Raw genomic sequence first — 21,753 nt, forward strand, 5'->3', positions numbered from 1 at the left:
TCAGGCCGATTCGTCTCGCGAGGCGTCCCGCGCGCAGCGGAAGCCGGCGAAGATCTGCCGCCGGATCGGGTAGTCCCAGTTCCGGAACGTCGAGCGCACCGCGGCCTGGTCGCTGCCGAACGACCCACCCCGCAGCACCTTGTAGTCCGGACCGAAGAACACCTGGGAGTACTCGGCGTACGGGAACACCTCGAACCCGGCGTAGCCGTGGAAGTCGGAGCTGGTCCACTCCCACACGTCGCCGATGAGCTGGTGCACTCCCAGCGCCGACGCGCCCGCCGGGTACGCGCCGACCGGTGCGGGCGTCAGGTGCCGCTGGTTCAGGTTGGCGTGCGTCTCGGTCGGCTCCTCGTCGCCCCACGGGTAGCGGCGGGACCGGCCGGTCGCCGGGTCGAACCGGGCCGCCTTCTCCCACTCCACCTCGGTGGGCAGCCGCTTGCCCGCCCACTTCGCGTACGCCTCGGCCTCGTGGTAGCAGACGTGCACGACCGGCTGATCGGGCTCGATCGGCTCGGTGCGGCCGAACGCGGTGCGGTACCACTGGTCGCCGACCCGTTCCCAGAACCGGGGCGCGACCAGCGACGCCTTCCGCACGTGCGCCCACCCGGCCTCGCTCCACCACCTCGGGTCGCGGTAGCCGCCGTCGGCGATGAACGCCGCGTACGCGCCGTTCGTCACCGGCGTGGTGTCGATGAAGAACGGCTCGGTGACCACCTGGTGCGCGGGCCGCTCGTTGTCCAGCGCCCACGCCTCGGTGGACGTGCCCATGGTGAACGGGCCACCGGGCACGAGCACCTCGGCCGGACCCACCGGGCCGCCGCGCGGTGGCCGCGGCGCGTCCAGCACCGGGTCGCCGACGCGCAGCTGGTGCGTGGCCAGCATCGTCTCGTCGTGCTGCTGCTCGTGCTGCACGATCATGCCGAACGCGAAGCCGCCGTCGAGGAGCCGATGGCCTTCCAGCGGGGTGCGTTCGAGCACGTCGAAGACCTTGTCGCGGACTTCGCCGACGTACTTGCGCGCCTCGGCGGGCCCGAGGAGCGGCAGCTCCGGCCGGACCGACCGGGCGTGCTTGAACGCGTCGTACAGCTCGTCGATGTCCGCCCGGACCGGCTCGCGGCCGCCCACGTCGCGGACCAGCCACAGCTCTTCCTGGTTGCCGATGTGCGCGAGGTCCCACACCAGCGGTGACATGAGCTTGGAGTGCTGGCGGACGAGGTCGTGGTCGTCCACCGCGTCGGTGAGCAGCCTGCTGCGGTCACGTGCCCTGGTGAGCTGGGCGGCGACCCGGTCGCGAAGGTTCTCGGTGCTGGTCATGAACGGCCCCCTCCGGTCTTCTCAGCGAGCGTGCGGTGCAGTTCTTCGGCGATCGCGTCGGTCTGGCCGACCGACAGGTCCGTGTCGGACAGCGCGGCGCAGCCCAGCTCGACCACGTCGCGCGCCGCGCGGGCGAGCACCGGGTCGGCCAAGCCGTACCGCGCGGCGGCGAGCCAGCGGTTCGCGGCGCCCTCGGTCGCCGCGAGCACCCCGTCCACGTGCTTCGACGTGCTGAACAACGCCGCCATCAGCACGACCGGCGGCAGCCACTGGCCGTCCGGCGGCGAGTCCAGGTAGCGGATCTCCAGGTACCCGCGCGGGCGGACCGGCGGGAACTGGAGGGTGAGGTGGTAGTCGAGGTCGTCGGCCGTCGGCGGGCGGTCCAGCGCGCCCGCGATCCAGTCGGCGAACGTCAACGGGTGCGGCGGCAGCCAGTTGGGCCCCGGTCTGCGCACCGCGATGACCGGCGTGTCGAGCACGCGCTTGGCCCACGCGTCGGCCGGGTTCGCGCACACCGCCGCCGGACGCGTGCGCACCGGGTCGGTGGCGTACAGGGTGCGCATCCTCGCGCTGGCCCAGTCCGTCCGGCGGCCGTTCACCCCCGGCGAGTTGGCGAACAGGGCGGTGACGACGGGGCCGAGGGCGTGCACCGCGGCCCAGCGCTTCGGCAGGTCGGCGGCCAGCCCGAAGTCCACGCAGACCTGCAGACCCGCGGTGCTGCACATCATCGTGATGCCCTCGGGCCCGATCGGGGCGAACGCGTGTTCCATGGCCGCGTAGCGCGGGACCTGGAGCATCCGGCGCGGCGGGCGGAACGGGTCGGCGCCGTGCTGACCGAGCCGAAGACCGGCCGGTTCGAGCAGGCTGTGGAGGTGGTCGATGTCCGCCGCGACGGTCTTGAGCAGATCCGTCAGCGAATCGCGCGGCGGTGTGGAGATCTCGACCTGGCCACCCGGTTCCACGGTCAGCGGGGTGCCGGAGGGCAGTGGCCGCTGAGGGCTGTCGGGGACGAGGGTCGGTGGCGCGTGCCCGCCGAGCGCGGCCGCGAGGGTCTTCGCGTCGAGCGGTCGGCTGGGATCTTCGACGTGGTGGACGGTCCATTCCAATTCGACTCCGAGCAGCCTCGGAGGCCCGTGCTTGAAGCAGACCGAGGCGACGTAGGCCTCGGCCTCCGCTCGGTCCCGGAACACCGCCGGGGTGGGCCCCGGAGCCGGTGCGTTACGGACAGCAGTCACTTGTGGCACTCCCCGTGATCAAATCTCGTCCGTTCGACGCTACACGCAGGCACCGACACTCGCAGCTATGGAAAACCCTTGCGGATCAACGACATGTCGGGGGGTGCGGACCGCGCCGGCGGCCGGTCGGGTGGTGCTTGACTGCGTTCCGGCGGTCTCCCCGTTGCTCCGAGTGGGCGTTTCCCGCGGTCCGAACGGACAATCCGGGCACGGCGTGAACAACTCGTGGCATCCGGGTGACCGGTCAGGAACCCCGGTACTCGACGTCCACGTGCAGCACGCGGTCGTTGCCGACTTCGTCGTCCAGGTCCCAAGACGTGGTCAGCCAGAGGTCGCCCTCGCGGTCGACCCTGACCGTGCGCAGCCGCCCGTACTCGCCCTGGAAGTAGATCTCCTGCTCCACCAGCTCGGAGCCCTCGACGCGGAGCCGGTAGAGCCGCTTGCCGACGGTGGTGCCGACGAACAGGTGGTCGTTGACGATCGCCAACCCGCTCGGCCCCGCGGCCGACGTCGGCCACGTCCTCTTCGGCGGGATGCTGCCCTCGCAGTAGCCCTGCGTGCCCTCGCAGCCGGGCCAGCCGTAGTTGCCGCCGCGCTGGATCAGGTTCAGCTCGTCCTGCGAGTTGTTGCCGAACTCCGTCGCCCACAGCCTGCCCTGCGAGTCGAAGTCGAGGCCCTGCACGTTGCGGTGCCCGTAGCTCCAGATCGCCTTGCCCGGGAACGGGTTGTCCGCCGGGATCGAGCCGTCCGGGTGGATGCGCAGGATCTTGCCCGCGTTGGTGTCCAGGTTCTGCCCGTAGCTGCCGTTCTGGGCGTCGCCGGTGGAGACGAACAGGTACCGGCCGTCCGGGCTGAACCGCAGCCCGCCGCCGTTGTGGTAGCGGTTCCTCGGCACCCCGCCCAGGATCGTGGTCCAGCCGGTGAGCGTCTCGCCCACCAGCCTGGCGCGCACGACCTGGTTGCCGCCGGCCGCCGTGTGGTAGATGAACACGTGCCCGTCGGTGGCGAACGTGGGCGACAGCGCGACCCCGAGCACGCCGCCCTCGCCGTTGGTGCCCTGCGCGCCCGGCACCCGCCCCACGTCGGTCCGCGTGCCGTCCGGCGAGAGGACGTAGAGGACGAACCTCTCCCGTTCGGACACCAGCGCCGAGCCGTCGGGCAGGAACGCCAGGCCCCACGGCACGTCGGTGCCCTCCAGCAGGGTCGTCACCAGGCCGGGTCCCGGCGCGCCCGGCGGCACCTCACCGCCGGGCGCGACGATCACCTCGTCGCTGAACGCCGAGAGGTTGCCCGCCGCGTCCCGCGCCCGCACGGCGAACCGGTAGCCGGTGCCGGTGGCCAGGCCGCTGATCGTGGCGGACGAGCCGTCGGTCGTGCCCACCTGCGCGCCGTCGCGGTGCACCACGTACCCGGTGACGCCGACGTTGTCGGTGGACGCCTCCCACGCCAGCGACACGCTGGTCGACGACTTGCCGGTGGCGCGCAACCGGCCCGGCGCGGTGGGCGCCTCGTTGTCCGGCGGCGGCGCGTCGGTGCGCACGACGACGTTGTTGCTGGCCTGCGAGACGTTGGGCGCGGCGTCGCGGGCGAACACCGTCCAGTCGTAGGCCGTGTCGGGGCGCAGGCCCGTGACGGTGGCGGACAGGGTCGTGCCGGACACGCTCGTCATGAGCTGACCGTGCTGGTAGACGTCGTAGCCGACCACGCCGACGTCGTCCGACGCCGCGTCCCACTCGAGCGACACGCTGGTCTGGGACCGGCCCGCGGCGCGCAGGTCGCGCGGCGGGGTCGGCGGCTCGGTGTCGGTGTCGTCCACGGTGAGCCGGTCGGCGTTCGGGCCGCCGTCCTCGGTGGTGGCGGTGGCCCGGACCCGGTTCACGCCCTCCCGCAACCGCACGGACGCCGTGACGTCGCGCCACGCGGTCCACGCGCCCGTGCCGGGGAACGAGACGGTGCCCGCCCGCGCGCCGTCCACGGTGAGCGCGAGCGGTCGGTCGGCGTCGCTCCCGTTGGCGTAGCGGAAGACCAGCGCGTGCGTGCCCGCCCGGGCCGCGGTCACGGCGTACTCGACGTAGCCGCCGAACGCGTTGTCGTAGTCGACGTACCCGGCGCCGGTGAATCCAACGTGCTCGGACTCGACCGCGCCGCGCGAGATCGTCGCCGCCTCGGACTGGTGTTCCACCAGCCCCTGCGCGGCGCCGGAGGCGGTGAGCAGGGACAGCGTCGTCGCGGCGGCCACCGCGGCGACCGCGAGCCGCCGTCTCGGCGCGTGCGGCGCCCGCCGCGATCCCCGTGCGTGCGATCCCATGGGTGTCTCCTCACCGGCTCCGGTAGCGCGCGGCCTGGCGGCGGAACTCGGCCCGCGACGACGGCACGTCCAGGGCGATCCGGTCCAGCACGTCCGCCTGGCGCCGGCCCTCGGGCAGGGCGAACGACGACCGCAGCACGCCGACGTGCCCCGCCGAGAACGGCACCAGGCGGACCGGCGCGTCGGTCCGGTTAGCGAGCACGTCGAACTGGTCGGCCATCACCGCTTCGTCGCCGACGCGGACGTGCAACGCGGCCTCGTGCACGAAGAACCGCGCGGCGGTGTGCGGCAGCCGGTCGACCCCGATGCCGCCGCCGTCGTCGCCGAGCGCCAGGGCGTAGGCGGGCGTGCGCAGCGGCTCCGGGACGCACAACGCCTCGAAGACCACGATGGCGCACCCGGCCGGCCCCTCCGCTGCGTCGGCGGGACGGCGGCCGACGAGCCTGATCAGATCGATCAAGTCGGGGCCGTGCCGACTGCGGTCCACCGTGGACGGTCGGTTCGACCAGCCCAAACCCGGCACCAGCCTCAGCGGCGGACGAATGTCCTCACCTGCGGTCACGGTGCGCCACCGTAGTGACGGTGACCTGGGGTTTCGAGCCGAGACGTCGAAGTACACCCCAAAGTGGACGGGGCAAGCCGTACGTACTGATTGGATTTCGCCTGGCGGCCCTGGCAACATCGACAGGTGCCCAGGGTGAGCCAGGACCACCTCGATGCCCGTCGCCGTCAGATCCTCGACGGCGCTCGTGCGTGTTTCGCGCGTTTCGGCTATGAAGGCGCGACCGTGCGCCGTCTGGAAGAGGCTACCGGCCTGTCCAGGGGCGCGATCTTCCACCACTTCCGGGACAAGGAGTCGCTGTTCCTCGCCCTCGCCGAGGACGACGCGCTGCGCATGGCGGAAGTCGTCGCCCAGCAGGGCCTCGTGCAGGTGATGCGCGACCTGCTGTACCCGCCGGACCCCAACGACGTCGAGCACCCGGCGGACTGGCTGGGCACCCGGCTGGAGGTGTCCCGGCGGCTGCGCACCGACCAGGAGTTCCGGGCCAGGTGGGCGGAGCGCTCGCGGCAGCTGACCGACGCGACCCGGCAGCGGTTGGAGCGCCAGCGCGAGGCCGGGAACCTGCGTGACGACGTGGACGTGGACGTGCTGACGTCGTTCCTGGAGCTGGTGCTGGAAGGTCTGGTGTCGCACCTGGCCATGGGCCTGCCCGCCGACGACCTGGAGCCCGTGCTGGACCTGGTGGAGGAGAGCGTCCGCCGGCACCGCCGCAAGGGCTGATGCTCCGGTACCTCTGGTCCGCCGGTCTCGCCCGGCTGGCCGACGAGATGGTGGCCGTGGCCGTGGTGCTGCTCGCCCTCTCGCGCGGCGAGTCGCCCGTGCTGTCCGGCGCGGTGATCGCCGCGTACACCGTGCCGTCGATCCTGTCCGGACCGCTGCTCGGCGCGTGGCTCGACCGGACCGGGCGGCCGGTGGCGGCGTTGGCGGCCAACCAGTTCGTGCTGGCCGCGATGGCGGTGGGGATGGTGTTCGCGCCGGCGCCCTGGCTCGTGCCGGCGGCGTTCGTCGCGGGCATCACGTTGCCGATGACCAGCGGCGGGTTCACCAGCCTGGTCCCGCGCCTGGCGACCGACCTGCACCGGGCCACGTCGCAGGACGCCTTGCTGTTCAACGGGGCGGCGGTCGCCGGACCGGGGCTGGCGGGTGTGCTGAGCACGGCCGCGTCGCCCGCCGTCGCGGTGGCCGTGGTCGCCGGGCTGGCGTTGGCGGGCGGGCTGTGCACGCTCACGTTGCGCGTGCCGCCGCACCCGCCCGGCGAGCACCCGTCGCTGCGCGCGGCGATCCAGCGGGGCCTGCGGCACCTGGTCACCACGCCGCCGTTGCGCGGCGCGACGGTCGCGTCCGTGGTCGGGTACGGGTCGGTCGGGATGCTCGCCACGGCGCTGCCGCTGCACGTCGGCGGACTCGGCGTGGACGGAGACCAGGCCGGGGTCGTGTGGGCGGTGTTCGAGGTCGGCGCCATCGGCTGCATCCTGGTGGTGCGCCGGTGGCTGCCGAGGTGGCGTCCGGAGCGGGTCGTGTTCACGACCGTCGCGCTGTACGGGGTGACGCTCGCACTGTGGCCGCTCGCCGCGCACTTCCCGGCGCTGCTGGTGCTGGCGCTGGTCAGCGGCCTGGCGCAGGGACCGGTCCTGACGGCCACGATCACCGCGCGGCAGCGGTACACGCCGGGTCCGCTGCTCGGTCAGGTGTCGACCACGGGCGCGAGCCTGAAGATCGGGGCGTACGCGGTCGGCGCGGCGGGCGGCGGGGCGTTGCTCACCACGTGGTCGCCGACGTCGGTGATCTTGCTGGTGGCGGTGGGCCAACTGGTCGGGGCGTCACTCGGAGCAGTCACCGCTAGGCCGACGCGCACCGCCCGGGTGACCCCATAGGATCGCCGACATGGCTGACGCCCGACCTGCCCACGTGCACCGGGTGCGGGTGCGCCCGGTCGACTGCGACCGCCAGGGGATCGTGCACGCGTCGCGCTACGCGGTGTTCTTCGAGGCCGCCATGGTGGAGACGCTGCGATCGCTCCTGGGCTCGTACAAGGAGTTGGAGAAGCACGGCATCGACTTCGTGATGGCCGAGACCTCCATCCGCTACCTCAGCCCGGCCCGGTTCGACGACCTGCTGCGCATCGCGGTCCGGGTGCGGACGCTCGGCACCACCACGTTGACCATGGGGTTCGACGCGGACGTGGACGGCACGCCGGTGGCCACCGGCTGGAACCGGTACGTCTCCTTCGGCACGCCGGAACTGCGCAGCACCCCGATCCCGGCCGACTTCCGCAAGGTCCTGGAACGCCGCCCGGCCGCCGCGAGGCCCGTCACCAGGTCCGCACCGGCGCCCCGGAGCTGACCGCGTGACCCGCGCCTGACCCCTCGGCCCGCGCCACCACCCGGCCGCCCTCGACGCGGATCGCGGTCTCCGTCTCGTCGCTCACCGACGGCACGCCCGCCGCGCCCGCCAGCGCGCCGGTCTCGTCGCACACCACCCGCAGCCGGGGCCACGCCGCGACCGGGAACGCCTGCCGCAGGCTGACGCACAGGCGGGCCAGCACCAGCCGGGCCAGCGGCGCCAGCTCCCCCGGTGTGCCGGTCACCATCGCGAGGGTCACCGGCGCGCCGCTCCGCACCGCCTCCTCCACCGCGGCCAGCCGGTTCAGCCCCAGCACCACCACCACGCCGTCCTCGTCCGGCGTCACCTCGGCGCCGCGCACGAGGTCGACCACCGCGGGCGGCGCCCACGGCCGGTCGTCGGGGACGACCACCGCGCCGGGAGGCGGCGCCCACCAGTCGTTCAGGTCGAGGCCCGCGAGCTGTTCGCACGCGCTGACCACGTCGAACGGCTCCAGGAAGCCGGGCGCGGCGGTGGCGAGGCCGCTCGCGCCGTGCAGCGTGGCGAGCACGATCTCCGCGAGGCGGACCACCCGGAGGGCCGGCGAGCCGGGCGGCGGCGCGACCGGGTCGACCGCTTCCAGGGCGAGGCTGAGCAGCACCGCGTCCAGCTTCATCAGCTGCGTGAACGGCCGCCGCGTCACCTCGTCGGCGGCCACCTCGGCCAGGAAGTCCCGCGCCAGCGCGTCGTGGCTGAGCGAGGTGACCCACGCGCGGGCCAGCGCGCCGAGCGCCGCCCGCCGGTCCGGTCCGCGCTGCGGGTTCGACGGCGTCGGCGCGCGTTCCGCCAGGTCGGCCAGCACGGCGAAGTAGAGGGCGCGCTTGCCCGGGAAGTTCGAGTACACCGCGCCCCGGGTCAGCTCGGCGCGCCGCGCGATCGTGTCGATCTTGGCGTCCCGGAAGCCGCGGTCGGCGAACTCCGCGCGGGCGGCGTCCAGCACCCGTGCTCGGTTGCGCTCCTGCGCCTCCGCCCTGCTCAGCCGCACCGTCACGCTCCCCGTTTGCCAGGCGTCGAGCAGTCAAGATACCGTCACCATTCAGATGATGAGAACATCTGATCTGAACATCTGGAGGCTCGAGTTGTCCGTTCCCGAGATCGACCCCACCAACCCCGAGGTGCTGCTCGACCCGTTCACCGCCTACGGCGAGGCCCGTGAGCGCTGCCCCGTGGCGCGGATGCCCCTGCCCGGCATGGGCGACATGTGGGTCCTGACCCGGCACGAGGACGCCAAGGCGATGCTCGCCGACCCGCGCTTCGAGCTGAGCCCGAGCAGCTTCATGGGCCTGCCCGGCATCCCGGAGCACTGCAAGCCCTACCTGCGCACGATGTCCGAGATGAACGGTCCCGAGCACCTGCGGCTGCGCAAGCTGGCCGCGCCCGCGTTCACCGCGCGTCGGGCGGAGGCCTTCCGACCGCGGATCGAGGCGATCGTGGACGCGCTGCTCGACGCCCTGCCGGACGGCGAGGCGGTGGACCTCATGGAGCACTTCGCCCGCCCGCTGCCGATGGACGTGATCTGCGAGCTCGTCGGCATCCCCGCCGAGCACCGGCCGCGGTGGCGCGAGTACGGCGTGGCCGTGGTGAGCGGCTACGGCCCGGGGTTCCTCGCCGCGATCCCGGGGATCATCGAGGGCGCGATCGAGGCCGTCGAGCTGCGCCGGACGTCACCGGGCGACGACCTGATCTCCCAGCTGCTGCGGGTGCGCGACGAAGACGGCGACCGCTTCACCGACGCGGAGCTGGTGACCCTGGTCTGGCAGCTGGTGATCGCCGGGCAGACGCCCAGCAACCTCATCGTCAACGGCCTGGAAGCGCTGCTCACCCACCCCGACCAGCTCGCCGCGCTGCGGGCGGACCCTGGCCTGATGCCGCGCGCGGTGGAGGAGCTGACGCGGTGGGTCGGGCCGCAGCTGCTCACCGTGCCGCGGTTCACCCGGGAGGAGGTGGCCTTCGGTGACGTGGTGATCGACAAGGGCGAGCGGGTGATGACGGCGATCGTGTCGGCCAACCGCGACCCGCGGGTGTACGACTCGCCGGACGAGCTGGACGTCACGCGCGTGCCGTCGGTCGGCCACCTCGGCTACTCGCACGGCGCGCACTTCTGCCTCGGGGCGGCATTCGCGCGGGTGCAGACGCAGGTGGCGCTTTCCGCCGTGCTGCACCGGTTCCCGGACCTGACGTTGGCGGAGACGCCGCAGCGGACGCCGGACGGCGGCACGTGGCGGTTGGCGTCACTGGTCGTCCGACGGGGTTGATCCCGGCGGTCGACAGGCGGCTCTGGGCGGCGGCCGAAGAACCGATCGGGGTCTGCCTTCTTCGTGGATCCGAACGTGACGTGGGGTGAGTACCTGGGAGTCTTCTTCCACCTCTCCATCCTCTTTCTCGTCTCATGCCTGGCGGCGGCACCGTGGGCCAAGGCGGCGGGCTACGGATGGGTGGCGCTGGACGTGCTCGCCGGCATTCTGATGATCAACGACGTCGCGTACGACACCGCCTGGGCGGTCCGGCTCGGCGGACACGTCCTCGCCGGTGTCTGGATTGTGTCGAGTTCCCTGGTCAGCAAGTCGTGGCCGGTCCGCGTGGTCGGCGTGGTCACGGGTCTCTGGCTTAGGCGCCGAGGTCGGGGAAGAACCACTCCACGATCTCGTCCGCGATCTCCCCGACCGCCCGGCCGCCGGTGTCGACCACGAGGTCGGCGTCCAGCACGACGGTGGGGACGGCCAGGCGGCGCAGGTCTTCCTCGGGCAGGCCGCGGAGTTCGTCGCCGGGGATCGGCGGCCCCTTGCCCGCGCCACGCAGGAGCAGCCGTGCCACGAGGTCGTCGCGGCCCGCGAACAGCGAGCACACCTTCGCCTCCGGCGGGGCGTTCTCGAACTCACCGGTGACGACCAGGTGCTGTGCGCCTGCCTCGCGGTAGACGCGCCGGACGGCGTCGAGCCGCCGTCCCTTCGCCGCCACGTCCAGCGGCGGTGCGGCGAAGGTGATCTGGGCCAGGTCGACGTAGGCCGCTCTCGTGTGCGCGAAGAGGCGGGTGAACACCTCCCAGCCCACCGTCGACTTGCCGACGGCACGCGGACCGGTGATCCACAAGACGGTCACGCGGGCCACCTGTCCCGGATCTCCGCGGCGATCTCGGCGGGCGCCCGCCCGTCGGTGTCCACGGTGAAGTCGGCGAAGTCGGCGCGCTCCAACGCGTCGGCGTCGTCGAGCGCCTGGTCGACGTGCTCGGGAAGCCACCCCCGGCCCAGGAAACGGGCGCGCAGCTCGGCGCGGTTCACCCGCAACCGGCACAGCGTGATGTCCGCGCCGGGCAGGCGATCGGTGTAGAGGCGGGCTTCCTCGGGGGTGTTGAGGAAGCCGGAGACGACGAGCGGTGAACCCTTGAACTCCGGCCACAACGCGCCGAGCCCGCTCGCCTTGATCCGGTGGTTCTCGGGGTCGTCGGCGGTCGACGGGTAGCACAGGCCGAGCTGGTCGGCGTCGACGTAGGAGCCGCGGTCGAGGAGGCGGTGGAGCTGCCAGGCCACCGTCGACTTGCCGACGCCGGACGGGCCGAGGAGCCAGAGCACGGTGGTCATCGGGCGCGAGCGTAAGTCGGCCCGGCCCGGTGCGGCGATCCGTTTTCCGCCGTCGCTGGACGACACCGCCCCGAGCTTGAACCTTTCTCGCGTTCAGGCCACCGTGGTGGCATGCCGTCCACGGTGAAGAACGCGACGCTGCTGTTCCTGGGGCGCACCGTCGTCCGGGCGCAAGCCCTCCTCGGCGATCCCGCCGCCCGGTTGCTCGGGGAGAACCCGACCAGCGACCCCTACCCGGTGTACGAGTCGGTGCGCCGGCAGGGCGTGCTGGTGAAGACGCGGATGGGGCTCTACCTCACCGCCTCGCACGAGCTGTGCGCACAACTGCTGCGCGACCCCGGTTTCGGCCCGCTGTCCGCGGGCGAGCTGTCGCCGGTGGACCCGTCGGTCACGATCGACGGGCGGCGGCTGGTCAACCCGGTCGAGGAGTCGTTCCTGGTGCGCAACCCGCCCGACCACACCCGGCTGCGACGGCTGGTCGCGCCCTGGTTCACGCCGCGCGGGCTGCGCGCGCAGGCGGCGACCGTGGAGCGGGTCGTCGAGGAGTACCTGGACGAGGTGGCGGACCGGCGGACGTTCGACCTCGTCGGGGACTTCGCGGCCAGGGTGCCGATCCAGGTGATCGCCGACCTGCTCGGCGTGCCCGGCGCGGACCACGCGACGTTCGCCCGGTGGGGCAGCGCGCTGGTCAACGCGCTCGACGGCGTGCGCGACCTGCGCGAGCTGCGGGCGTTGCAGACGGCGTTGCGGGAGTTCGAGGTGTTCCTGGACGACCTGATCGCGCACCGGCGGCGGCACCCCGGCGGCGACGACGTCGTGTCCGCGTTGGCCGCGCACGACGACCTGACCCGCGAGGACCTGATCGCCACGACGGAACTGCTGCTGGTGGCCGGTTTCGAGACCACGGTCAACCTGATCGGCAACTCGGTGCTGGAGGTGCTCGGGCATCCCGAGGTGCGCGAGCGGCTGCTCGCCGACCCCGGCTACGCCGACGCCGTCGTGGAGGAGACGCTGCGCCACGACCCGCCGGTGCAGTACACGGTGCGGGTGCCGTTCAAGGCGACCAAGGTCGCGGACACGTGGCTGCCCAAGGGAACGCCGATCATGCTGATGCTGGCGGCGGCCAACCGCGACCCGGCGGTGTTCGCCGATCCGCACCGGTTCGACCCCGGCCGCGCGGACGTGCGCGAGCACCTCGCGTTCTCGTCGGGCATCCACTACTGCCTCGGCGCGGGACTGGCCCGGATGGAGGGCGCGGCGGCGCTGCGCGGCTTGTTCCGCCGGTTCCCGGACCTGAGGGCGGCGGGCCCGGTGCGCCGCCGTCCGTCGCGCGTCATCAGGGGTGCGGCGAGGCTTCCGGTGACCACTGGCGCGAAAAAACAACACCCGATCGTGCAAACCATCAGCTGAGGCTCAGGAATGTGGTGCATGCTGGTACTCGCGCGTCGACCCGCCGCACCGCCGCCGCGGCGGGTCGTTGCGTCCTTTCCGCACTGATGCGGAGTTCTTCAGGCGGGCACTCGGTTGCCGCGATCTTTTGGTGGCGGTGCTCAGTTGCGCCGGGCGCCGACTCGTTCCGTGGCGTCGTGGTCCTGCCGGGCCCGCTCGACCTTCTCCAGGTTCACCGAGGCCCACTCGGCCAGGTGCGCGAACAACGGCGCCAGGCTCCGCCCGAGTTCGCTGATCTCGTACTCCACGCGCGGCGGCACCTCGGCGTGATAGGTGCGCACGACGAGCCCGTCGCGTTCCAGCTGCCGCAGCCGCTGCGTGAGCACCTTGGGCGTGATGGTGGCGATGCGGCGCGAAAGCTCGACGAACCGCTGCCGCCCGAACTCGTTGAGCGCCCACAGGATCGGGGTCGTCCAGCGGCTGAACACGATGTCCACCACCGGCGCGATCGGACAGGCCTGCTCCGGGTCGACCGCCGCCCGGCTCGTGCCACTGGTCACGCCAAGCCTCCTCCGCATTACTATCCTTTAGGTACTCACTATACCCAGGACAGTTCCTCGAGAGTGCCGAGCAGTCGTGTCGCAGCGTCTAGGTGACCGTGCGGCGAGGGGCGTACGCCGCGCCCCTCACCGCACGGCGTCAGGTCAGTCGACGCCCCGCATCAACCGGTGGATCGACTTCGTCGCGACGACCAGGGCGACACCGAGGCCGATCGCCACCGCGCCCAGCACGCCGAAGTAGGCGACGGCGTTCTCGTCGCTGTAGAACCGCACCACGATCGCGCCCACACCCGAGCCGGCCGCCGTGGCGAGGAACCACAGGCCCATGGTCTGCGAGGCGAACGCGCGCGGCGCGAGCTTCGTCGTCACGGACAGGCCCACCGGCGACAGCAGCAGCTCGCCGCACGTCATGACCAGGTACATCAGCACCAGCCACAGGAAGCTCACCCGCACCGACGGGTCACCCTGGCTGGCGACCATCATCAGCAGGAACGACAAGCCGACCAGCAGCAGCGCGTAGCCGAACTTGCGCGGCGTCGACGGCTGGCGCTTGGCCAGCTTCACCCACAGCAGCGCGAACAGCGGCGCCACCGCGATGATCATCACCGGGTTGATCGACTGGATGAACGACGGCGGGAACGTCAGGCCCAGGAACGAGTTGTCGACCCTCGTGTCGGCGAACGCGGCGATCACCGTCGCGCTCTGCTCGAACAGCAGCCAGAACATCGCCGCCGCGATGAACAGCGGGATGTAGGCGATCACCCGCGACCGCTCCACCGGCGTGGTGCGCCGGCTGCGGATCATCACCGTGAAGTAGCCGATCGGCAGCAGCACGGACAGCAGGCTGATCAGGTTGATCACGCCCTCGGCGCCGAGCACCCCGAGCACGACCAGCAACGCCACCACGGCCACCGACCCGAGGGTCACGGCCACGATCCGGCCGAGCACCCGGCCGCGCTCCTCGACGGGCAGCGGGAACGGCGGCACGGCGGCCGAGTCGCCCAGGCCGCGCCGGCCCAGCCGGTAGACGACCAGGCCCAACGCCATGCCGACCGCCGCCGCGCCGAAGCCGAGGTGCCAGTCGTAGGTCTCGCCGAGGAAGCCGCACACCAGCGGCGCGAGGAAGCCGCCGAGGTTGATGCCCATGTAGAAGATCGTGAAGCCGGAGTCGCGGCGCGGGTCCTGCTGGTCGTACAGGCCGCCGACCACCGTGGAGATGTTCGGCTTGAGCAGGCCGGTGCCCAGCACGATCAGGATCAGACCGGTGTAGACGCCCGTCACGCCGATCGGCAGCGCCAGCGCGATGTGCCCGAACATGATCAGCACGCCGCCGTGGAACACGGCGCGCTGCCCGCCGAGCACCCGGTCGGCCAGCCAGCCGCCCGCGACGCCGGACATGTAGACCGACGCGCCGTAGATGGCGACCAGCGACAACGCGAAGCTCTTGTCGAGCCCGAGCGCGCCTTCGTCGACGGATCGGTACAGGTAGTAGGCGAGGATCGCCTTCATCCCGTAGTAGGAGAAGCGCTCCCACAGTTCGGCGAAGAACAGCGTCGACAGTCCTCGGGGGTGACCGAAGAAGCCCCGCTGCGGGGTGGAGACGGCGCTCGTGGCGCTCACGTGGTCCTCCTGATGTCAACGTTGTCAACGCAGGCGTACCGGGTCACGTTACGCCGTACGGGTGTACTGGATGAAATCCCGATACCTCCGAGTGGCCTACTCCACAGCCTCGGGGTGCGGTCCGGTGCAACGTTTGGTGCACTCGTGAGGTGGATCTGATCGAGGCTCACGGACGCGCGATGACGGAGTTCGACTCTCGGGTGCGCCGGGTGCGCCCGGAGCAGTGGGACTGGGGCACGCCTTGCAAGGAGTGGTCGGTCCACGACCTGGTCAACCACCTGGTCCACGAGCAGCTCTGGGCGCCGGAACTGCTCGCCGGCTGCACGGTCGAGCAGGTCGGCGACCGGTTCGACGGAGACGTGCTCGGCGACGACCCGCTGCACTCGTGGGTGCTGGCGGCGGCCGCGGCGCGTGAGGCGTGGATCGCGCCGAAAGCGCTGCTCAAGCCGGTGCACCTGAGCTACGGCAAGGCCACGGCGGTGGAGTACGGCTGGCAGATGACGTCCGACCTGGCCGTGCACGCCTGGGACCTGGCCCGCGCCATCGGGGTGGACGAGCGGATCGACCCGGACCTCGCCGAGTCGGTGCTGGAGCACATCGAGCCGAACGCGAAGGCGTGGGCGGCAAGTGGGCTGTTCGACCCTCCGGTGCCGGTGCCGGACGACGCAGACCCGCAGACCCGGCTCATCGCGCTGCTCGGCCGGACGCCGTAGCGGGTGTGCGCTCGGTAGTGGGTGTGCTGCGTGTAGTGGTGATACACCGTGGGGAGAGCCCATCGGAAGCTCTCCCCACGGTCTGTTTCCTTGGCACGGGCGGGGCCCCCGTGACCAAGCCTGTCGCGCACGCCCCGTCCCGCGCAGCTCCCCGACTACGCGGGACGGGGCGCACCTCCCCCTCACAACGTGCGGAGTCCCCCGACGGCTCGACGCACAGGACATTGATAGCCCTCAGGCGTTGTCAGCGGTCGGTGGACGATGCCCTGACAACATTTCCCGGACAACGACATCGGGCCCCGCCGCGTGGTGCGGCGAGGCCCGGTGCGTGTCGGAAGGTCGTGGTCGGAGGCGGAGGGGAAGGCCGTCACGGGCCGTTGACGCCCGGTTCCCAGCTCTCCGGCCTGCCGCTCTCGGTCAGCAGCAGTTGCCAGTCGCCGAAGCCCATCGGCGCGTCGTGGTGCCACGGGAACTTGCCGTCCGCGGTCGGCAGGATGATCTGCAGCGCGGCGAAGTCGCCCTTGCCGTAGAGCAGGAACGCGCTGCCGAAGAACTCCGGGTAGAAGCCCTTGAAGACCCGCTCGAACGTGACCGGCACGCCGCCGAGGAAGTCGTAGTAGAGCCGGCCGGGCACGAACCGCTCGCCACGCCTGGCACGGTCGACGTAGGCGCGGATGAGCACCTGCGCGGCCTCGGGCGGCAGGCCGAGCACCACGGCCTCGGCGACACCGAACCGGCGCCACGCGCCGACGGAGAACGAGTAGCCGGCGCCTTCGTCGTCCTCGGGCACGGTGACGACGGCGTGACCGTGCTGCTCGGCCTGCGTCAACAGCCAATTGCGCAGGTTGATGTCCTGGACGGAGGGGGCGGAGGGGTTCGACACCCGGCCATTGTGCCCGTTGCCCGCGTCAACCCCGCATAAGCGCGGCCCCGCCGTGCCCCGGACGGACGACGGCCCCGCGCCGGCGCTGCCGACACGGGGCCCTTGAGGTCGGGCTCAGTCGACCTCGGCCATCACCTCGTCGGACACGTCGAAGTTCGCGAACACGTTCTGCACGTCGTCGCAGTCCTCGAGCGCGTCGATCAGCTTGAAGATCTTCCGCGCGCCCTCGGCCTCCAGCTGCACGGTCACCGAAGGCAGGAAGTTCGCCTCCGCCGACTCGTAGTCGTAGCCGGCGTCCTGGAGGGACTTGCGCACCGCGACCAGGTCACCGGCCTCGGACACGACCTCGTAGCTCTCGCCGAGGTCGTTGACCTCCTCCGCGCCCGCGTCCAGCACGGCCATCAGCACGTCGTCCTCGGACAGCTCACCCTTCGGCACGATGACGACACCCTTGCGGGTGAACATGTACGCCACCGAGCCCGGGTCGGCCATCGAGCCGCCGTTGCGGGTCATCGCGGTGCGGACCTCGGACGCGGCCCGGTTGCGGTTGTCGGTCAGGCACTCGACCAGCACCGCCACGCCGTTGGGGCCGTAGCCCTCGTACATGATGGTCTGCCAGTCCGCGCCGCCTGCCTCCTCGCCACCGCCGCGCTTGCGGGCGCGCTCGATGTTGTCCAGCGGCACGGAGTTCTTCCGCGCCTTCTGGATGGCGTCGTACAGGGTCGGGTTGCCGTCGGGGTCGCTACCGCCGGTGCGGGCCGCCACCTCGATGTTCTTGATCAACCGCGCGAAGAGCTTGCCGCGCTTGGCGTCGATTGCGGCCTTCTTGTGCTTGGTGGTCGCCCACTTTGAGTGGCCGCTCATCTTTCCTCCGTCGAATACTCAGCCCGCGGCACGGACCATGTCCACGAAAAGGCGGTGCACCCGCCCGTCACCGGTCAGTTCCGGGTGGAACGAGGTGGCGAGCACGTGCCCCTGCCGAACCGCGACGATCCTACCGGCGGCCTCTCCGGCGTCTTCCGTTTCGGGCACCCGGGCGAGTACTTCCACGTCCGATCCCGCCGATTCCACCCACGGGGCGCGGATGAACACCGCGTGCACCTGGCCCACGTCGGTGAAGTCGAGTTCGGCCTCGAAGGAATCGACCTGCCTGCCGAACGCGTTGCGCCGCACCACGATGTCGAGCCCGCCGAGCTGGTGCTGGTCGGGCCGCCCGTCCAGGACGCGGTCGGCCAGCAGGATCATCCCGGCGCACGAACCGTAGGCGGGCATGCCCTCCTTGATCCGGGCGCGCAGGGGCTCGAGCAGGTCGAACGTGGCGAGCAGCCGGCTGATCGTCGTCGACTCGCCGCCCGGCAGCACCACGCCGTCGACCTCGGCCAACTCCTCGGGCCGGCGGATCGGACGGGCGAGCACGTCGGCCTCGGCCAACGCGACGAGGTGCTCACGGACGTCGCCCTGCAGGGCGAGGACACCGACGACGGACACGACTGGATTTCCTCCTAGGTGAACTGCCACCAGCCTAGGTGACCGGGCCGGACGGGTGCTCGTGGCACCCGCCCGGCCGTTCGGTCCTCCCGCGACGCGCCAGTCGCGCACCGCGACCCGCTCGGCCGCCTGGTGGGCGGTCGAACGACGGGCTCGGGCGGCTCGCCCGCACCGCGGAGGACGGCGCGGCGAGCACGTGAAGCAGGAACGCGATCCGCCCGACGGCCCGTTCGACGTGAACGGGAATGGGCGGTCGGTGCATCGGAAAGCCGAATCGCGCCACGCCACTTCGGCGGGCAACCCGGCATTCATCGCGTTCACCGGCTTCTCGACATGGCCTGAACACCGGGCGCGCGACGCCTGTTGTAGCAGGTCCGGCAGCCGGACGGCCCGATTGGGGCACTCGACGGCGACCGACTCCGCGCGCTGGTGTTCACACCGTGACGGCGAAACGTTAGTGGTTCACGACCGGCTCCCGGAAATCGCTTGAGGAAGACTTGATGTAACCCTGTTCACAATGTCCGGAAAGGGCCTGGTCATGGCCCGAATGGGTCTGGTCGGGCTCGGTGTGCCCGGAGAGCGCCCGGTCGAGGTCGTCCCAGATGTCCTCGACGTCTTCGAGGCCGACGCTGAGGCGGAGGAGGTTGGCGGGGACGCCGGACGCCTCGCGCGCGGTGTCGGGCACCAGGCGGTGCGTCAGCGCGGCGGGGTGCTCGATGAGCGTATCCACCACGCAGATGTGGGATTCGTCCCACCGCATCCGACGACACGACAGACCCCTCGACACGCGTCGCGACCAGCGCCAGCGACCTCTCCTCGGTGGGACACCACCCCCGAAGGAGGTCACCGTGGGTGACCGGATCGTCCCCAGCCTCGTGTTCGGCACCCACCCCGTCCCGGGGTCTCCCCCGCCGGACCCGCACTCCCCGCAACCGGATCCCGACACCGGCGGTATCGCAGGCGACGGTCGTCGCCTGCCGCGGCGGGAACTGGATCTGCGACGGACCGAGGCCCCGGGTCCCGGTGCCCTGCCGATCCTGCGCACGGCGCATCCGCGTCGCCACGCCATCCGCACGTTCGACGAGAAGGGCCGGATCGGCGACCGGCTCCTGTTCGGCGTGCTGGGGTGGCATCGCCGTATGCCGGTGTCGATCCGGGTGCACGACAGCGGGGCCCTGGTCGTCCGCCGTGATCCGCGCGGGGAGTCCGCGTTGACCGAGCGGACCCACGTCGCGGTGCCGGCGCCGATCCTGCGGTGGTGCGGACTCGACAAACGGGAGCAGGTGCTGCTGGTGGCGGTGCCGTCGCTGTCGGCACTCGTGATCCACGGCCAGGAGACGCTGGACCGCCTGCTGCCCTACCCGGAAGGGCTCGTGGCCGAGGCCCGTCCGGTCGGCGAAGGGCCGCCGGCGGCCCGGACGCCGGCGGCCGGGGTATCGGGCACTGTCGGAGCCGACGGTGCCTCGGAGGTGGCCGATGGTTGAGGTGGACCGGACCAGGGGTACCACCGGCGGCCGTGCCGATCCCGACGCCGTGAGGGTGGCGCTGCAACTGTTGGACCAGCTGAACCTGACCCCGACCGACCTGGTCGACGTCGTGGCGGCGAGAAGGATGCCGACATTCGCGGAGTTGGTGCCGAAGGCGATCGAGGCGATGCCGGAAGGGTCCCGCCGAACCTATCGCACCTATTTGAACAAGCTGTTGGAGGTCTGGGGGCCGCGTCGTCTGGACGAGTTCGACGCCGAGGAGGCGAGGCGGTTCCTGACGTATACGCAGGAGACTGCGCAGGTGCGGCGGACGGGCACCGGTGGCGGCGGGGCGGCGCAGCACGCCCGTCGCGCGCTGTCGTGGTTGTACCGGTATGCGGAGGAACACGAGTTCATCAGCTCGCGACAGAACGTGATCAAGCTGATACCCACGCCGCCCTCGAGCCAATCGCGGCGTCATGCTCTCTCCCCGCAACTGGTTGCGGACATCCTGGCCGCGGCACGGGGCACGGGCGTCGATCCGACGCTGGACGCCCTGATCCTGCGGTTCCATCTGGAGACCGCAGCCCGCACCGGTGGTGCGCTGGCACTGCGGGTGCGCGATCTGAATCCCGATCAGTCGCTGGTGCGGTTGCACGAGAAGAATTCGATGCAGCGGTGGCAGCCCGTTTCGCCGACGTTGATGGAGCACCTGCTCCACCATGCCCGTGACCGGGGTGCCCGGGACGAGGACGACGGGGTGCTGCGTTATGCCGATGGCACTGCGCTGGCCAGGCCTCATTACGAGAAGCTGTGGAGGCGTGTGGGCAGATATGTCGAGAGCGTGCGAGTGCTGGGCGTCAGCACCCACTGGCTGCGGCACACCACGTTGACGTGGGTGGAACGCAACTTCGGCTACGCGGTTGCCCGGGCCTACGCCGGGCACGCCGTACCGAAGTTCAACCTGCACGGTGTGACCCAGGTCTACGTCAAGGCCGGCATCGAGGAGGTGGCGACGGCGTTGCAGGCGATGACCGGTGAGCGTCATCCACTGGCATCGACGGTGACGGGCGACGGCTCGTCGCCCGTCACCGAGCCGGATCGGGCGGGTCACGGCGGGCTCGGGCGGTCCACGCTGCCCGAGTGGCTACGCGCCGGGGGTGTGGTGGAGACCGTCCAGGACCGCTTGGTCGAACGGATCCGCCAACTGTACGAGGAAGCCGAGCAGGCCGGCCGCCCACGCCCAGGCCGAGGGGTCTTGGTCAAGGCGACCGGGGCGTCGGATCACCGAGTGATCGCGGCGCAGGCGGAGATCAATGGGACCATCAAGCCTCCCTGGCTTGACGACCTGGTCGAGCGGATCCGCCGTCTATACGAGGAAGCCGAGCAGGCCGGGCGCCAACGCCCGAGCCGGGGGACCTTGGCCAAGGCCACCGGGGCGTCGGTCTACCGGGTGAATGTTGCGCAGGCGGAGATCAAGGCGACCGTCAAACCCCCCTGGATGGAGGACCTAGTCGAGCGGATCCGCCGACTGTACGAGGAAGCCGAGCAGGCCGGCCGCCCACGCCCAGGCCAGCGTCCGTTGATCAAGGCGACCGGGGCGTCGAATAGCCGAGTGCGGGCGGCGGTAGCGGAGATCGATAGGACCGCACGCGGCCTGGGGCCTGCTACCCCCGGTCCTGGTGTGGCCGCGGAAGCATCGGAGGCCCCGCTCGTAGCGATGACTGCCAGGGACGGCCACGGCCGCTGGCGATAGTGGGGCGGAGGGCGAGGCGGGCGAGGGCGAGGCGCGGCGACAGCCGACCGCGCATGCCCTGTCGGCGTCCCGATCACCCACGTTGTCACCGCTGGCGGTGACAGCAAGGCAATCGGCAGGGCTTTCGGTGCGTCGGTCGCCGGGAATCGCAGAGCCTGCCGTCGAGCAGGGTGGTTCGTCGGCGGGGTTGTTGTTGCGGTTCCAGCTCGGCTGTCGAGGTTGTTGAGTTGGCGTTGGGCGCGTTCGGTGGCGGTGTCGCGGCCCGGCGGCAGGCACTGAAGATGTACCGGTAGTCGGGCCGCGACATCGATGCCGAACGCGCCCAACGCCAACTCAACAACCCCACCGACACCGACCCTCACAACGCCTGAGCCGCCCACCCAGACCCCCGGACGGTGCAGACAATGCCGTGGTGCACGCTCTCACCGGGCTTCCTCGCCAATCCCGAAGGGCTGGCGCTGGGCAACGCGGTGCAAACCAACCTCGTTGCGGCGCAGTT

21 protein-coding genes are annotated in these 21,753 nt (G+C 71.5%); 8 read left to right on the forward strand and 13 right to left on the reverse strand.

What is annotated here, in order from left to right:
- From egtB to ADK67_RS20270, 4 genes are all read right to left on the reverse strand, one after another.
- On the reverse strand, window positions 1–1,314 hold the full coding sequence (gene egtB / locus ADK67_RS20255; protein ID WP_053718016.1) for an ergothioneine biosynthesis protein EgtB: 1,314 nt from the start codon (window positions 1,312–1,314) through the stop codon (window positions 1–3).
- Entirely contained in the window at window positions 1,311–2,549 is a 1,239-nt protein-coding gene (locus ADK67_RS20260; RefSeq protein ID WP_231648275.1) for a glutamate-cysteine ligase family protein, read from the reverse strand. Before ADK67_RS20260 ends, egtB begins: the two co-directional genes overlap by 4 nt.
- Before the next feature lie 244 nt (window positions 2,550–2,793).
- Window positions 2,794–4,857: a PQQ-dependent sugar dehydrogenase gene (locus ADK67_RS20265; protein ID WP_053718018.1), complete on the reverse strand. Its 2,064-nt coding sequence runs from the start codon at window positions 4,855–4,857 to the stop codon at window positions 2,794–2,796.
- Window positions 4,858–4,867: 10 nt separating this feature from the next.
- Complete coding sequence (locus ADK67_RS20270; protein WP_157620626.1) at window positions 4,868–5,419, reverse strand: Scr1 family TA system antitoxin-like transcriptional regulator; 552 nt, start codon at window positions 5,417–5,419, stop codon at window positions 4,868–4,870.
- A gap of 126 nt (window positions 5,420–5,545) precedes the next feature.
- Here ADK67_RS20270 and ADK67_RS20275 point away from each other — a divergent pair, with 126 nt between their 5' ends.
- From ADK67_RS20275 to ADK67_RS20285, 3 genes are read left to right on the forward strand one after another with little or no spacing between them, the layout of a single operon-like run.
- On the forward strand, window positions 5,546–6,139 hold the full coding sequence (locus ADK67_RS20275) for a TetR/AcrR family transcriptional regulator (RefSeq protein WP_053718020.1): 594 nt from the start codon (window positions 5,546–5,548) through the stop codon (window positions 6,137–6,139).
- Entirely contained in the window at window positions 6,139–7,293 is a 1,155-nt protein-coding gene (locus ADK67_RS20280) for an MFS transporter (RefSeq protein ID WP_053718021.1), read from the forward strand. Before ADK67_RS20275 ends, ADK67_RS20280 begins: the two co-directional genes overlap by 1 nt.
- A gap of 10 nt (window positions 7,294–7,303) precedes the next feature.
- A complete protein-coding gene (locus ADK67_RS20285) occupies window positions 7,304–7,762 on the forward strand; it encodes an acyl-CoA thioesterase (protein ID WP_053718022.1) in 459 nt (152 codons plus the stop codon).
- Here ADK67_RS20285 and ADK67_RS20290 read toward each other — a convergent pair.
- On the reverse strand, window positions 7,731–8,786 hold the full coding sequence (locus ADK67_RS20290; RefSeq protein ID WP_053718042.1) for a TetR/AcrR family transcriptional regulator: 1,056 nt from the start codon (window positions 8,784–8,786) through the stop codon (window positions 7,731–7,733). The two genes, ADK67_RS20285 and ADK67_RS20290, sit on opposite strands and share 32 nt — an antisense overlap.
- 58 nt (window positions 8,787–8,844) lie before the next feature.
- On the opposite strand from ADK67_RS20290, the gene ADK67_RS20295 reads away from it, so the two are divergent.
- Window positions 8,845–10,056: a cytochrome P450 family protein gene (locus ADK67_RS20295; protein WP_053718043.1), complete on the forward strand. Its 1,212-nt coding sequence runs from the start codon at window positions 8,845–8,847 to the stop codon at window positions 10,054–10,056.
- Between the two features lie 352 nt (window positions 10,057–10,408).
- Here ADK67_RS20295 and ADK67_RS20300 read toward each other — a convergent pair whose 3' ends face one another.
- Complete coding sequence (locus ADK67_RS20300) at window positions 10,409–10,900, reverse strand: hypothetical protein (RefSeq protein WP_157620628.1); 492 nt, start codon at window positions 10,898–10,900, stop codon at window positions 10,409–10,411.
- Complete coding sequence (locus ADK67_RS20305) at window positions 10,897–11,379, reverse strand: AAA family ATPase (RefSeq protein WP_053718024.1); 483 nt, start codon at window positions 11,377–11,379, stop codon at window positions 10,897–10,899. The genes ADK67_RS20300 and ADK67_RS20305 overlap by 4 nt, the downstream gene beginning before the upstream one ends.
- A gap of 111 nt (window positions 11,380–11,490) precedes the next feature.
- On the opposite strand from ADK67_RS20305, the gene ADK67_RS20310 reads away from it, so the two are divergent.
- Window positions 11,491–12,789 carry a cytochrome P450 gene (locus tag ADK67_RS20310; protein WP_053718025.1) on the forward strand — a complete coding sequence of 433 codons (1,299 nt, stop codon included), beginning with the start codon at window positions 11,491–11,493 and terminating at the stop codon, window positions 12,787–12,789.
- Between the two features lie 140 nt (window positions 12,790–12,929).
- Here ADK67_RS20310 and ADK67_RS20315 read toward each other — a convergent pair whose 3' ends face one another.
- Window positions 12,930–13,328, reverse strand: a complete 399-nt coding sequence (locus tag ADK67_RS20315) for a winged helix-turn-helix transcriptional regulator (protein WP_231648276.1) — start codon at window positions 13,326–13,328, stop codon at window positions 12,930–12,932.
- A 144-nt stretch (window positions 13,329–13,472) separates the two neighbouring features.
- Entirely contained in the window at window positions 13,473–14,948 is a 1,476-nt protein-coding gene (locus ADK67_RS20320) for a peptide MFS transporter (RefSeq protein WP_053718027.1), read from the reverse strand.
- Between the two features lie 179 nt (window positions 14,949–15,127).
- Between ADK67_RS20320 and ADK67_RS20325 the strand changes: the two genes are divergently transcribed.
- Entirely contained in the window at window positions 15,128–15,661 is a 534-nt protein-coding gene (locus tag ADK67_RS20325) for a TIGR03086 family metal-binding protein (protein ID WP_053718044.1), read from the forward strand.
- A 367-nt stretch (window positions 15,662–16,028) separates the two neighbouring features.
- Here ADK67_RS20325 and ADK67_RS20330 read toward each other — a convergent pair whose 3' ends face one another.
- From ADK67_RS20330 to ADK67_RS53775, 4 genes are all read right to left on the reverse strand, one after another.
- A complete protein-coding gene (locus ADK67_RS20330; protein ID WP_053718028.1) occupies window positions 16,029–16,544 on the reverse strand; it encodes a DUF4262 domain-containing protein in 516 nt (171 codons plus the stop codon).
- A gap of 114 nt (window positions 16,545–16,658) precedes the next feature.
- Complete coding sequence (locus ADK67_RS20335) at window positions 16,659–17,408, reverse strand: YebC/PmpR family DNA-binding transcriptional regulator (RefSeq protein WP_053718029.1); 750 nt, start codon at window positions 17,406–17,408, stop codon at window positions 16,659–16,661.
- An 18-nt stretch (window positions 17,409–17,426) separates the two neighbouring features.
- Window positions 17,427–18,032, reverse strand: a complete 606-nt coding sequence (pdxT, locus tag ADK67_RS20340; RefSeq protein ID WP_157620630.1) for a pyridoxal 5'-phosphate synthase glutaminase subunit PdxT — start codon at window positions 18,030–18,032, stop codon at window positions 17,427–17,429.
- Between the two features lie 454 nt (window positions 18,033–18,486).
- On the reverse strand, window positions 18,487–18,762 hold the full coding sequence (locus tag ADK67_RS53775) for a PLP-dependent transferase (protein WP_231648277.1): 276 nt from the start codon (window positions 18,760–18,762) through the stop codon (window positions 18,487–18,489).
- A 118-nt stretch (window positions 18,763–18,880) separates the two neighbouring features.
- Between ADK67_RS53775 and ADK67_RS53780 the strand changes: the two genes are divergently transcribed.
- Window positions 18,881–19,516, forward strand: coding sequence for a hypothetical protein (locus ADK67_RS53780; protein ID WP_053718032.1), 636 nt, complete (start codon window positions 18,881–18,883; stop codon window positions 19,514–19,516).
- On the forward strand, window positions 19,509–21,254 hold the full coding sequence (locus tag ADK67_RS20355; protein WP_053718033.1) for a site-specific integrase: 1,746 nt from the start codon (window positions 19,509–19,511) through the stop codon (window positions 21,252–21,254). Before ADK67_RS53780 ends, ADK67_RS20355 begins: the two co-directional genes overlap by 8 nt.
- The last annotated feature ends 499 nt before the right edge of the window (window positions 21,255–21,753 follow it).

This window comes from Saccharothrix sp. NRRL B-16348 (assembly GCF_001280085.1).
GTDB lineage: Bacteria > Actinomycetota > Actinomycetes > Mycobacteriales > Pseudonocardiaceae > Actinosynnema.

What these genes read in the sequence shown, in the direction of transcription:
- ADK67_RS20285 (WP_053718022.1), top strand. Translation starts at nt 7,304, where the DNA reads ATGGCTGACGCCCGACCTGCCCACGTGCACCGGGTGCGGGTGCGCCCG.
- ADK67_RS20265 (WP_053718018.1), bottom strand. Translation starts at nt 4,857, where the DNA reads ATGGGATCGCACGCACGGGGATCGCGGCGGGCGCCGCACGCGCCGAGA.
- ADK67_RS20355 (WP_053718033.1), top strand. Translation starts at nt 19,509, where the DNA reads ATGGTTGAGGTGGACCGGACCAGGGGTACCACCGGCGGCCGTGCCGAT.
- ADK67_RS20325 (WP_053718044.1), top strand. Translation starts at nt 15,128, where the DNA reads ATGACGGAGTTCGACTCTCGGGTGCGCCGGGTGCGCCCGGAGCAGTGG.
- egtB (WP_053718016.1), bottom strand. Translation starts at nt 1,314, where the DNA reads ATGACCAGCACCGAGAACCTTCGCGACCGGGTCGCCGCCCAGCTCACC.
- ADK67_RS20280 (WP_053718021.1), top strand. Translation starts at nt 6,139, where the DNA reads ATGCTCCGGTACCTCTGGTCCGCCGGTCTCGCCCGGCTGGCCGACGAG.
- ADK67_RS20335 (WP_053718029.1), bottom strand. Translation starts at nt 17,408, where the DNA reads ATGAGCGGCCACTCAAAGTGGGCGACCACCAAGCACAAGAAGGCCGCA.
- ADK67_RS20305 (WP_053718024.1), bottom strand. Translation starts at nt 11,379, where the DNA reads ATGACCACCGTGCTCTGGCTCCTCGGCCCGTCCGGCGTCGGCAAGTCG.
- ADK67_RS20295 (WP_053718043.1), top strand. Translation starts at nt 8,845, where the DNA reads ATGAGAACATCTGATCTGAACATCTGGAGGCTCGAGTTGTCCGTTCCC.
- ADK67_RS20310 (WP_053718025.1), top strand. Translation starts at nt 11,491, where the DNA reads ATGCCGTCCACGGTGAAGAACGCGACGCTGCTGTTCCTGGGGCGCACC.